We start from the raw sequence: 13,404 nt of genomic DNA on the forward strand, positions 1-13,404 counted from the left end.
TTTGGATATTATGGTGTGTCGATATTTTACATTCTTAGCGGCTTGACGCTTTTTCATGTATGTGAGCATCGATTCAATTTTACATTTTCTGAAATAAAGGTTTTCTTCAAAAAAAGAGTATTTAGAATTTTTCCTTTACTTATTCTCACCACTCTCTTATCCATCTATTTTGTTAAACCAGATTTAAAAACTATTATACTTAACCATTACTGGCCTCTTCGGGATTTTCGCTTGGGATAAAGCAATTGTTACTGGAGGTTGGTCTATTGGAAATGAATTAGTATTTTATTGCTTTTTTCCAATTATCCTTTTGTTTTCAAAAAGGAATACAAAAATTTTTATAGTAATTACCCTTACATCATTAATAGTATAGTTATACTTCGCATTTTGCCTTATAGATACAAAAAATCATTGGCACAATTATACGAATCCATTTAATCAGATTTTTTATTTATTTCAGGGATTGCCATTGGAAGGATATTAAAATACAAAAGTGAATCCAATGTTGTATCGTTAATTTTTATTCTAGTTGGCCTTTTTATCTTTTATTTCCCTTTGGAAATAAAAGAAAGACAATTATTGGTTTCTTATAACTACAGGCTTATTTACACAGTAGCATCTATATTAATATGTACTGGTTTTTATAAATTAACATATACTCTTCCAGATATTCTAAATAAACCTTTAACTATTTTAGGAGAGGCCAGTTATTCTGTATATCTTCTTCATATGTTTGTTTTCTACAGTTTTAAAATTTTAAACGCAAAATTTTTTAATTTCCCGATCAGCTATATAGTAATTCCATCTATAATTGCAACAATTATTTCGAGCTATATATGCTATATGTATTTTGAAAAGACATTCGTAAAAATGGGCTCTAAAAAATAGTATGGGATTTCCTACTTTTAATAGTTAGGTTCCTATTGACAAATTTAAAATCAAACACCAACCTTTCAGCCAAAATCGAGAACATTTTTATTATTGGACGGTTTTTTCTTTTTATTAAGTAAACTTCTCATCCAAAATATTTTTCTAAAAACAAACAGTTAAATAAATAAAATTATACCACTATCTTAGTAACTTAAATTAAAAAACAAAAATTATGAAATCATTGCTAATGTTTTTAATTCCGCTCTTTCTATTCGGGTGCGGAAAAGATGGTGCTATCGGGCCACAAGGCGAACAAGGTCCTGCCGGTCAAAAAGGTATCGACGGAGCCAATGGAAGTAAAATTTACAGTGGAAAATCAGCGCCTACTGCAGCCACTGGGGTAAACGGGGATTTCTTCATCAACTTGACCAATGGAGATTTATACGGACCGAAATCACAGACTGGATGGGGACAGCCATTTAATCTCAAAGGACCACAAGGTCCAGCTGGGCCATCAGGAGCAACTATCCTTTCAGGTCAAACTGCCCCAGCATTAACCGTTGGAAATATCGGCGACTTTTATATTAACATCAAAGAAATGGTCATTTATGGTCCTAAAACAGCTACAAGCTGGGGTAGCCCCGTAAGCTTAAAATCTGACGCCGAAAACGGAGTTTCTGTTTATCTTATAAAACCAGATTGGAATAAAAATTTAGTTGTTATTGAAGGAACAAATGAAAAAACATTCACTACATTTTCTGACGAGTATACAATCCCAGCCACTGCAAACGATTATCTAGTCTTTTACGTGGCAGGAGCAGGTTGGTCGTCTCTGAAACGTGATATAACGTTAAACAACTGGCAGCAATTAGAAAGATCTGGAGGCAAAAATTTCTATATCATACCTTATATAATATTAGACCATTCCGGAGCGCTTTCAAATACAAGATTTGAATCTATAATTACTTCTACTACCTTTATTAATCCGACATACAAATTTACGATGGAAGGAACTGTTCTACCTGATATAGTAGGCGGCAATCAAATTATTCATCAGTGGGCAGTATGGATACTGATTAAATCATATAACTATAAAGAATTAAAAGCAAAAGCGCCGGAAGGGGTTGTTGACACTGATAGATATTTCAGAATACAAAAATTCTAAAATATTTCTAAAATATTATAGTGATCACAACAGGTGGTTAGCTTGTTGATTTAATTTTCGGCATAATGAGCTCAATGTAATAGTGGACCCGTTATTTTTGAGCTCATTATGGACATCATCAATTTACAAACTGTAATAACAGCTGAAAAATAGTGATTGCGTTTAACCTCATTAACAAAGTTCTGATCTATTAAAAGTATAGCAAAGTTTATCTACAATTGCAAACATTATTTCGAACTACATACGTTATATGTATTTTGAAAAGACCTTCGTGAAAATAGGTTTTAAAAAATAGTATGGGGTTTCGTACTTTTAAGATTTAGGTCCTTATTGACAAATTCAAAATCAAACAACAACCTCTCAGCCAAAATCGCAACCATTTTGATTATTTGGCAGGTTCTTCTTATCATCAAGTAAACTTCTCTTATCCAAAATATCTTTTTTAAAACCAAACGGTTAAATAAATCAAATTATACTACTATCTTAGTAATTTAAATTTAAAAAACAAGAATTATGAAATCATTGCTAATGTTTTTAATTCCGCTCTTTCTAATCGGGTGCGGAAAGGATGGTGCTATCGGACCACAAGGAGAACAAGGTCTTGCCGGTCAAAAAGGTATCGATGGAGCCAATGGAAGTAAAATTTACAGTGGAAAATCAGTGCCTACCGCAGCCATTGGGGTAAACGGGGACTTCTTTATCAATTTGGTCAACGGAGATTTATACGGACCGAAAACACAGACTGGATGGGGACAACCATTTAATCTCAAGGGGCCTCAGGGTCCAGCTGGGCCATCAGGAGCAACTGTCCTTTCAGGTCAAACCGCCCCAGCATTAACTGTTGGAAACATCGGCGACTTTTATATTAACCTCAAACAAATGGTCATTTATGGTCCTAAAACAGCTACAAGTTGGGGCAGTCCTGTAAGTCTAAAATCTGATGCCGATAACGGTGTTTCTGTTTATCTTATAAAACCTGATTGGAATAAAAATTTGGTTATTACTGAAGGAACAAATGTAAAAACGTTCACTACAGTTTCTGACGAGTATACTATCCCAGCCACTGCGTACGATTATCTAGTCTTTTATGTGGCAGGAGCAAACTATTCGGGTCTGAAACGTGATATAACATTAAATGATTGGAATCAACTAGAAAGGTCCGCAGGCAAAAATTACTACATCATACCTATCGTACAATTAGACATGTACGAGGAACTTCAAAATACAAGATTTGAATCTGTAATAACTTCTACTACCTTTATTAATCCGACATACAAATTTACAATGGAAGGAACTATTCTACCAGGATTAGGAAGCAAAACAGATATTCATCAGTATGCAGTATGGATTCTGATTAAATCATATAATTATAAAGAATTAAAAGCAAAAGTACCAGAAGGAGTTGTTGATACTGATAGATTTTTCAGAATACAAAAATTCTAAAATATTATAGTGATCACAACAGTGGTTAGCTTTCTTGATTTAAATTTCGGCCATAATGAGCTCATTATAATAGTGGGCTCATTGTTTTTTAGCTCAACATGGATATCATCAATTTACAAACTGTAATAATAGCTAAAAAGGTATAAATGCATCTAACCAAATAATTCTGTCCCACAAACAGTATACCTATAATACCACTCCATCGGTTGATTACCTTACATTCATTAATCTTTCCCGCCTATTACATGCTATTTTGAATACACGCAAATGTACTGTAAATAAAGCAGCTATACCTAAATCTTCTGTACTATGCGCAACGTACTATGGCATAATTATTGAACAAGAGCAGTTATAAACTGCAATAAATCGTTATGAAAATTGTACGATTTTCTATTTTCTTAATGACAATTTGTTATAGTTGTCGAGAAAACGATCAATGGGATATCGACAATCCCATCTCCTCAAGTGATGCTTTGTTTGAAACATTAGGCGTTCTGGATTCGACAACGATGTATCATAGCACCGCTGTTGCAATTTCGGCTGATGGGAATGTCATAGTAGGTCGAAGTAAAGGATCCCATCATATATATGAAGCTTATAGATGGGAAGACGGCAATATGAAATCTATACTAAATAGTGGGATACCTTGGGTATTTGGTGATATGGAAGTCGCAGATGTTTCGGCTGATGGATCTATAATAGTAGGGACCGGCTTAGTGCAAATGGTAATGTATAACTTTGAAGAAAGAGGGTATCGCTGGGAAAATAATCAAATTGAAATACTTGAGGGAGGTGCATACAACAACAATGTGACAGGAATATCCTCACTCGGAAATTTAATTGTTGGCTCAGCTGGCGATCGCCAAACATCATTCTTTCCTTGTTATTGGCAAAATAGTACATTTCATTCTCTTGATGTCGATAATCTACACTCGATGACAAACGAAGCTAACGGAGTAAATACTGTATCAGGCGATGGATCGATAATGACGGGCAGTCGATTAGTTAAAGATCAAAACGGGGTGATAGTATCCGAAACAGTCCGCTGGGAGAACAATATTCCGACGAGATTCTCCAACTATTTCGTTGGAAGTAATTTCACGTCTGGTTATCCTACCGCAATATCGAAAGATGCGACTTCTATCGTAGGTTCAGGAAGAACTTCAAGTGGTCAAGAGGCATTCCGTTTAAAAAATGGGCAAGTAGTTGGTCTCGGGGATCTATCGGGGGGCATTTTTAGCTCCACGCCGCATGATGTTTCATCCAATGGCTCTGTCATAGTAGGAAGCAGCTCAACGGCAGGATCAACAGAAGACAGTGCATTCATATGGACCGAAAATGCAGGTATAAAAAATTTGCAGGAGCTGTTGGAGGACGAATATAACATAAATTTTGGCGACTGGAAGTTGACGGATGCAACCGCAATTTCTGCGAACGGAAAAGTAATTGCAGGTAATGCAGTAAGTTTGAGTAATTCTGCACGTAAAGTTGCTTGGCGTGTTAGATTTAGCGATTAATAAGCAGTCAAATGTTAACCCCTAAATAGTATCATAATTAATATAAACGTACTTCAAATATAAATCGGGAAGAAAAAATACAGAACAATCGTACAAATCGACTTAGATAGTTTATTATAAAATAGAACCACAAGTCTTCAACGAGACACTTGTGGTTCTAAAGGTTCAAAAGTACATCAAGGTTATACTTTTATGCTATTTAAGATTTAAGCGATCTTTTACGGCTTGCCAAACTCTCGGTAAACCACTCTTTTTCTTCCCTTTATCGCCATAACCATAACCGTAACCATAGCCGTAACCATAGCCACGAGCAAAGTCTACATCGTTAATAACTGAAGCAAGATTTCTCAATTTACCTTCAACATATAACTCTCTCGGAACCTGTAGCAATCGTTTATCTAAGTAGTTAACACGAGACACGTATAATGTTAAATCAGCATTATGCGCTATTAATAAAGTATCGGTCACCAAACTTACTGGGGCAGTATCAACTAATATATAATCATAATGTTCCCTAGCATATTTGATTACATCATCGAAATGTCCATTCATCAATAATTCAGCTGGATTCGGAGCAATATAACCTGAATAAACAACATCAAAATCGTAATTACCAGGTTTTTTGATGATGATATTGTTTACGTCCATTTCCGGATTAATCAAAAACTGCGTGATACCCACATTCGTATGCTGCAAATGTGATAGCCCCAAATAATCCAAAACTTTGGGGCTGCGAATATCTGCTCCAATTAACAAAACTTTTTTACCAGACATTGATAAAATTTGAGCTAAATTAGTGGTAACAAACGACTTTCCCTCTCCAGAGATAGTTGAAGTTACAAATACTACCTTCGATGTTGTTTTTTGGTCAGCACCAAACATGAAGTTCATATTTGTCCGTAATATACGAAAAGCTTCCGCTAAGGAGGAGCGATCATTCAGGTGGACGATTGTATCTTCAGCAGTTGGTATCTCTCCTAATATTGGTGCTCCAATATTATCCTCAATATCTTTCCTAGAATGTATTTTACTGTCCAATAGGAATTTTAAATAAATAACTGTAAAAGGAATTAAAAACCCAGCTAGCAAAGCGCCAATATAAACTAACGATTTACGAGGAGCCACCGGAATACTATTCCCATACGCAGCATCAATTACTTTTAAATTATCAGGTGTCGCTGCTGCTTTAACTTCACTTTCTTCACGTTTCTGCAAAAGCAAGAGGTAAAGCGATTCAACAATTTGCTGCTGTCTTGATATCTTCTTGAATCCTTGTTCCTGATTGGGGATTGAACTTATTCTTCCTTGAATTTCATTGGATTTCCGTTCAATACTGTTCAATGCCAATTTAGTAACCCTTTGATAGTTTTGTAATGATTGCGCTATATTCTTTCTACTTTCGGCAATATTTTCATTCAAAGCAATAACAGTAGGATTTTGATCCGAAGCCGACTTCAGAAGATCATCTTTTTCTATAACAAGTTTATTATATGCCTCAATTGCAGCGCCAATAGAAGCATCTTGCAATCCGATATTGGATGGTAAAAGCTTTCCAACCTCTTGACTTTTAAGGTAGTCATTCATATGATCCACTAACTGCAATTGCGTCCGATATTCAAGAACTTTCTTATCATTCTCCGATGCTGTACTAAGGAATACTCCTGCCTCTGTGGCCATATCCACCATAGAGTTAGCTGATTTAAAGTTGGCGGCTTCCTCGTCGGCCCCCGAAAGATCTTTGGAAATCAACATTAAACGCTTATTGATAAAATCAGAAGTTGCACGGGTCATACGTAATTTATCGTTCGTTAGATCCGCATTATAGACATCAATTAATGTATTTAAGATTAGCTGCGATTTCTTCTCCAATGCTGATACCATTGAAAAATTCACGATAAAAGATTGTGCTTCTTTACTTGGTTCAATACTGATAGCGGCTAGATTCGCATCGATCGACCAATCTCTTGGAATAACTGAAATTTCGTAGTCTGTATCTGCTTCAAGTTCACTATTAGGATTTCGCTTGAAAACACCCCGATACTTTCCAATGCTAACTATATTGTCAAATCTAGCGTCAATTCTCTTTCCTGAAAATAAATCAACGATCACAAGGCCATCTTTCCCTTTTGAATTAACCTTAAATTTCATGGATATACTATCTTGTTCTCCTTGTGGCTGAAAAACAAACGGCATATCCGTCTCCAATACTTCTGATGATCTGATTTTTCCCTTTACTGAGTAGATAATATTGAGATTATACTGCTCTACTACCTTACGCATTAGCCTACGAGACGAAAGCACTTCAATTTGATCCGTTACAAAGGCAGCTCGCGACCCTCCAAATCCCATGCTACTTGAAAGTTCGGAAATACCAGCCAGCTCGCCAGCAGAGGCACTCCGTTCATCTTTTAAAAGGATTTTTGCACTCGTGTTATATGTTCTCTGCGCATAGCGGAGGTATAACATTGCCGCCCCTAAACAGAGAATAACGGCGATAACAAACCATTTCCAATAAAACGCATACTGCTCAAAGAGTTGCCTTAAATTGATTTCTTCTTCTTTCTTAATTTCTAAAGGTCGTTGTTCCATATGTAGTTTAACGGGTCAATACTGAAATTACTGTAATTATCAAGCTAGCAATTGAAATAATGATATTTGTATTTGCCCCTAGCTTTGAATTATTTATTTGAGCCTTGTTAGGCTCAACATAAATTACGTCATTTTGAGCTAGATAATAATAAGGTGAATTAAGTGTATTCTGTTTCGTAAGATCTAATCTATGTATTTCTTTCTTACCACCTACTTCCCTAATCAACATCACGTCGCTCCTTACTCCTCTTATAGTTAGATCTCCGGCCATACTAAGTGCCTCTAAAACCGTCACTCGTTCGTAGGGTAATACAAAGGAACCGGGATGGGCTACTTCACCAAGTACAGAAACCCTAAAGTTATTAAAATTCATATTTACTCCTGGGTCCTTGATATATTTACTCAATTCAGCTCGAATCTTCTCAATAGCTTCTAATCTTGTCAAACCAGCAACATGGATTTCCCCAAGCATAGGCAGCATGATATTGCCGTTATTATCTACTGTGTAGGTTGGTCGAAAAGCCATATCAACTTGTTGTGTCATATTTCCGTTCGATATGGAATTAACGGGATTGAAGGGCACCGTTACTTTTGGATCTGCGGCAGTGACCACTATCGTTAATATATCACTCGGTTGGATCTTAGGAACATATTGTTCATATAATGTTGAAATCTGAGAGGAATCAGGTTGCATGTACACCATATTCTTACGGGACCCACAAGAGGTAAACGCAAGAAAAAGTACACTACAGAGCGCAAAAATTGCACTATACTTTGAAATTAATCGCATGCTTTATGTATTATTATAAAATGGTTTTCATTATTTGACAAAACTACATCTATTTATTTGCATATTTATAATGCTTAATTTTATGTGTCTCTCCCTAACAAATTCTATGCCTACTTTTTTTTATAAATTAAGAAGTACAATCCGTTCGCTTTTATATATTATTTTAGAATATCAAATTGTCACGAAAATGTGTTTATCTTTGTTGACATCTATGAAAATTCATCTAACACTCTTTCAACTGATTTTTGTATTCTTTCCCTATCTTCGTCTGTTAAATTAGAACCTGAAGGTAGACACAATCCATTATTAAATAGTGTTTCTGCAACATTCGCACCATAATAAGGTGAGTCGGCAAATACAGGCTGTAGATGCATTGGCTTCCATAATGGACGAGATTCAATATTATCCTTCTGCAGAGCTAGCCTAAGATCCTCACGATTAAATTTTGCTTCTATCGAATCGACTTGAATAGATGCAAGCCAATGATTTGAATAAAAATCACTACTAGGTTCAGTAAAGACTGTTACTCCATTCACATTTGTAAACAGGCTTACGTAAAACTTTGTCATGGCGCGGCGAGCAGCTACTCTTTCCGTCAATACCTCCATTTGTCCGCGACCAATACCTGCAGAAATATTTGACATTCTATAATTATATCCAATATGCGAATGTTGATAATGTGGAGCGTTGTCACGTGCTTGAGTGGATAAAAATATAGCCCTTTCTTTATCCTCCAGCGAGTGACATACAAGTGCACCACCCCCAGATGTTGTAATTATCTTATTCCCATTGAAACTTAAAATCCCAAAATTACCCAATGTTCCACAGGCCCGACCTTTATATCTGGATCCCAAAGCTTCAGCTGCATCTTCGATAACAGGTATTTCAAATGTACGAGCAACGTCAAGAATTTCGTCCATTTTTGCTGGCATTCCATATAAATGTACAACAATTATTGCCTTTGGTTTTTTACCTTTTGAAATGCGATCGATTATTGCTTCTTTAAGTGCTATTGGACACATATTCCATGTGTCCTTTTCAGAGTCTATAAATATGGGAATTGCCCCTTGATACACAATTGGATTTGCAGAAGCTGAAAAAGTCATCGATTGGCAAATTACCTCATCACCATAAGTTACACCGCTCTCAATGAGGGCCAAATGCAAAGCAGCTGTTCCTGCTGAAAGTGCTGCAACTTTAACATTCTCTGATAAAAACTTCTCAAGGTCATCTTCGAGTCCAGTAACATTTGGGCCTAATGGTGCAACCCAATTCTGATCAAAAGCTTCATGAATAAACTTTAATTCATTTCCCCCCATATGAGGAGAAGAAAGCCATATTTTATCTAACATAATATAAAATTAGTTTTTATTGTTTTTTTATAATTCTTCCTGGATTCCCGACTACAGTACATCCGTCTGGTACATCTTTAATAATAACTGCACCTGCACCAATAGTACACCATTTCCCTATCTTAATTCCCTGAATAATACACGCTCCTATACCGACATGTGTCCCTTCTCCCACCTCTACATTACCTGCAAGTGCTACATTAGGAGACAAATGTACAAAATCACCAATTATACAATCATGATCTACAGACGTATTAGTATTTATGATGCTGTGATTTCCAATATTAACATCAGCATTTATTGTGGCTCCTGCCATCACCACTGTCCCATTGCCAACATACATTCTCGAAGATACATGTGCCGCGGCATGTATGGCGGTTTCGTATTGGAAATTATTATAAGAATCTACTACAATCTTTCTCACACGATTATTTCCAATTGAAATTATAACTTTTACTACTTCAGCTGGCGGTTTATGGAAAACATTATACCCTAATAAATTTTCTTTTCCACGGTCTTCATCAATAAATCCGCTGACTTTTATTTTATTACTTTCCAAAATTTCTGCGATAACTTTACCATGACCACTTGCACCAAATAAATACATAATCTAAAATTAATTATTACCGTTAAATGGTTCAATTGTAACATGCCCTTCTGCAGATATCCCTTCGCTTTTTAATACTTTTTTAAACGTCATAAAAAAAACTTTAAAATCGGTTACGAAGGAAACATTATCTACGTACCATACATCTAATTCGAACTTCTTCTCCCAAGAAATGGCATTACGACCGTTAACTTGCGCCCATCCTGTAATTCCAGGTCTCACTTCATGACGACGATGTTGAGTTTTATTATAAAGAGACATATATTGGATCAATAAAGGTCTTGGGCCAATAATAGCCATATCTCCTTTAAGGACATTTATTAATTGAGGAATTTCATCGAGTGAAGTCTTGCGAACAAAAGCTCCTATAGAGGTCAACCTATCTACGTCAGGTAAAAGGTTTCCAGCCGCATCTTTCTTATCATTCATAGTTTTAAACTTAATGATATTAAATACTTTTCCATTCAGACCAGGACGCGCCTGAAAAAAAAAGGGTTTTCCATTATTAACAAAGTATAATCCTATAGTAACCAAAATGAAAATAGGGCTGAGAATCAATAAGCTGACCAATGCTATACAGAAATCAATAAGTCTTTTTAAAAAGTACTGATACATCTATTTAATAAATTTTGCTATTTCATCAAGATATTTATTTGCCAAAAGTTCCCTATCGAAGTTAACCTTGGCATATTCATAACCATTTTCTCCTTCTCGTTTCAATCTCTCTGGATCCTGCATATAGGCACGAATAATGCGATTAAACTCAATTGGATTTTCAGGTTCTACGTACTCTCCGGCCTGCGCTTCTTCGACCAGCTCGCGGGAAACGCCATCTATTGCCATCAAAATCGGTTTTTTGCAAGAAAAATAATCAAATGATTTGTTTGAATAAACGGTCTTAAAAGTATCAACTTTTTTTAATACCGAAGCGCCCATCTCCGAGGCTAATATATATTTAAAAACTTCCTTTTTGGGTACAGGGTCCAAGAAAGTAATATTTTTTAGATTCATCTCTTTCGCTTTCTCCATCAAACGAGCTTTTTCCATGCCTTGTCCTATTAGCAAAAATAATGCATTGGTGTCTTCGAGTAAATGGGCGGCCTCCAATAGTTGATCTAAAAAATTAGCTATACCATGGGCTCCGACATAAGTAATTACGAATTTATCAACTAAACTATTTTGCCGCCGAAACTCTTCACGATCAAAATCTTGTAATAATGATTCTGATAATGAAAAATCAGCCGCATTTGGAATCATGATTAACTTTATTTCCTCAACTCCTTTATTATCCCGAAGTGTCTTATAAAAAGCTGGGGTTAATACGTTTATTAATTTCGCTTTGCTGTATATAAAGGATTCAAACCAATAAGCGAGTTTGATAATAAATTTATTTGTAAGAACTCCCGTGTCAATTGCAGATTCTGGCCATAAATCTCTTATCTCAAAAACCATCGGAATTCCTTTTATCTTTGAAATAAGATAACCGGATCCTCCGACAAATAATGGTGGAGAGGTTACCAAAACCGCATCATACTGCCCTTTAACTTTAAATATCCCCGCCCATAAGGAGGAAAACATAAATGAAAAATAGCCCCATAAGCGACCTAGAAAACCTTTATTGTATGATTCAGATACGTGGGTTCGATATACTGTTACATCCCCCTGCATTTTTTTTGCAAAAAATCTATTTTTATACTCTGCTCTTTTTGTCGAACCATTATAATGCATCATACCAGCGATCACTGTAACTTCATGCCCCAGAGAGATCCAAATTTTGGCCATCTCATTCCATCGCGATCCCCCTGGATCGTCTTCCTCTAAAAAATATTGATGCAGTAATAAAATCCTCATTTTACCTATTTATTTTAACATTACTATTTTCTGCTATTGCTTTCATTTGTACATTACCTTTTACTTGGGGACTTTTTAGGGTAAAAGCTTTTATCCCTCCAAATCCTTTCGCATTTTGTAATCCAGTTGAAAGATCGTTGTCAATAATTGTGCTATTAAATATAATCGCCTTAGTTGATCTACTGGCATTTGATCGCAGACTAGATTGAACTATATTTTTACAATGATCATTTGAAGAACTTAACCCTATCGTATATCCAGGATATGAAGATGCTACCCTACAAATGTAATTATTGATATTTTTATTGCTGTAGGTACTTATATTTTCTGGATCATCTATTTTTAGATCCGACCAATTAAAGTTATTACCATAGATACTAACCTGTTGTGGCGGCATTCGTTTTACAACAGCTATACCAGGATCGGACCCGACAGCCAGTCCATTTTTATAAAAGCTGTTATTGAATATTTTAACGTTTTTTACACGGTCAAATAAAGCTTTGGCATTGCTTCGGTCATACCGTACAACAACAGAAAAAGCACTCTGGTCCTTTGTGTAACCAAATGTGGAGTTTCGGATTTCAAGATTGGAACTATTAATAAAATAAACATCATGCGTCAATCCTTTTGAAGCATACCCGTTGTTGGTAATTTTGGAATTTGATAATGTCAAATTATTACAGATACCAGACAGACCTGTCAAAATATTATTTTCACTAATAAGACCGTCAATATTTATTGAATTTGAATAATAAACTTGTACCCCAGATGTACCGCCCGATGTATAGACGTTGCTTATATTAACACTTTGAGAATTTAAAATTCGAATAGTAGCAGCATCTACGCTGTAATTACTTATACCTCTCTTGACGTTTCCTTTTAGTACAATATCGTTTATCGTTATATTACTTATTCGGTTCCCATAGAATATACTATTCTTACTGTTCAACTTAGATCTAGAAATTGTCGCCTGGTTCCCTAAAATTGCCTTGTTAGACATCAAAACTATTTCTCCATTTACAATGTAATTTTTCTTCGAGAATATTACAGTACGTGATGGCGAATTTATCGCTTTCTGAATGGCATAGGTGTCATCAGTGACACCATCTCCTTTGGCTCCATACGCCTCTACAGTAGTCGACCCCGTTTGATTTGCAAATCCATCTGAGAAGATCAAACTCAAAAAGAGTATAATAAAAAACTTGATTGCCTTTAACATA

The 13,404-nt window shown here is 35.6% G+C and carries 10 protein-coding genes; 3 read left to right on the plus strand and 7 right to left on the minus strand.

Annotated elements, in window-relative coordinates; all coding sequences use genetic code 11:
* Window positions 1–1,102: 1,102 nt before the first annotated feature.
* The 3 genes from OGI71_RS19235 (at window position 1,103) to OGI71_RS19245 (ending at window position 4,995) form a co-directional block, all read left to right on the plus strand.
* Window positions 1,103–2,035, plus strand: a complete 933-nt coding sequence (locus OGI71_RS19235) for a hypothetical protein (RefSeq protein ID WP_282251143.1) — start codon at window positions 1,103–1,105, stop codon at window positions 2,033–2,035.
* 513 nt (window positions 2,036–2,548) lie between these two features.
* Entirely contained in the window at window positions 2,549–3,478 is a 930-nt protein-coding gene (locus OGI71_RS19240) for a hypothetical protein (RefSeq protein ID WP_282251146.1), read from the plus strand.
* Window positions 3,479–3,849: 371 nt separating this feature from the next.
* Window positions 3,850–4,995, plus strand: coding sequence for a hypothetical protein (locus tag OGI71_RS19245; RefSeq protein ID WP_282251147.1), 1,146 nt, complete (start codon window positions 3,850–3,852; stop codon window positions 4,993–4,995).
* A 195-nt stretch (window positions 4,996–5,190) separates the two neighbouring features.
* Here OGI71_RS19245 and OGI71_RS19250 read toward each other — a convergent pair whose 3' ends face one another.
* The 7 genes from OGI71_RS19250 to OGI71_RS19280 form a co-directional block, all read right to left on the minus strand.
* Window positions 5,191–7,584 carry a polysaccharide biosynthesis tyrosine autokinase gene (locus tag OGI71_RS19250; protein WP_282251148.1) on the minus strand — a complete coding sequence of 798 codons (2,394 nt, stop codon included), beginning with the start codon at window positions 7,582–7,584 and terminating at the stop codon, window positions 5,191–5,193.
* 7 nt (window positions 7,585–7,591) lie between these two features.
* Window positions 7,592–8,278: a polysaccharide biosynthesis/export family protein gene (locus OGI71_RS19255; RefSeq protein WP_282251149.1), complete on the minus strand. Its 687-nt coding sequence runs from the start codon at window positions 8,276–8,278 to the stop codon at window positions 7,592–7,594.
* A 305-nt stretch (window positions 8,279–8,583) separates the two neighbouring features.
* On the minus strand, window positions 8,584–9,726 hold the full coding sequence (locus OGI71_RS19260) for a DegT/DnrJ/EryC1/StrS family aminotransferase (protein ID WP_282251150.1): 1,143 nt from the start codon (window positions 9,724–9,726) through the stop codon (window positions 8,584–8,586).
* 16 nt (window positions 9,727–9,742) lie between these two features.
* Window positions 9,743–10,333, minus strand: coding sequence for an acetyltransferase (locus OGI71_RS19265; RefSeq protein WP_282251151.1), 591 nt, complete (start codon window positions 10,331–10,333; stop codon window positions 9,743–9,745).
* A 9-nt stretch (window positions 10,334–10,342) separates the two neighbouring features.
* Window positions 10,343–10,948, minus strand: coding sequence for a sugar transferase (locus OGI71_RS19270; protein WP_282251152.1), 606 nt, complete (start codon window positions 10,946–10,948; stop codon window positions 10,343–10,345).
* Entirely contained in the window at window positions 10,949–12,184 is a 1,236-nt protein-coding gene (locus tag OGI71_RS19275) for a glycosyltransferase family 4 protein (RefSeq protein WP_282251153.1), read from the minus strand. It lies immediately after the preceding gene.
* Between the two features lies 1 nt (window position 12,185).
* Window positions 12,186–13,403: a glycosyl hydrolase family 28-related protein gene (locus OGI71_RS19280; RefSeq protein WP_282251154.1), complete on the minus strand. Its 1,218-nt coding sequence runs from the start codon at window positions 13,401–13,403 to the stop codon at window positions 12,186–12,188.
* Window position 13,404: the final 1 nt, after the last annotated feature.

The sequence above is a fragment of the Sphingobacterium sp. ML3W genome (assembly GCF_029542085.1).
GTDB lineage: Bacteria > Bacteroidota > Bacteroidia > Sphingobacteriales > Sphingobacteriaceae > Sphingobacterium.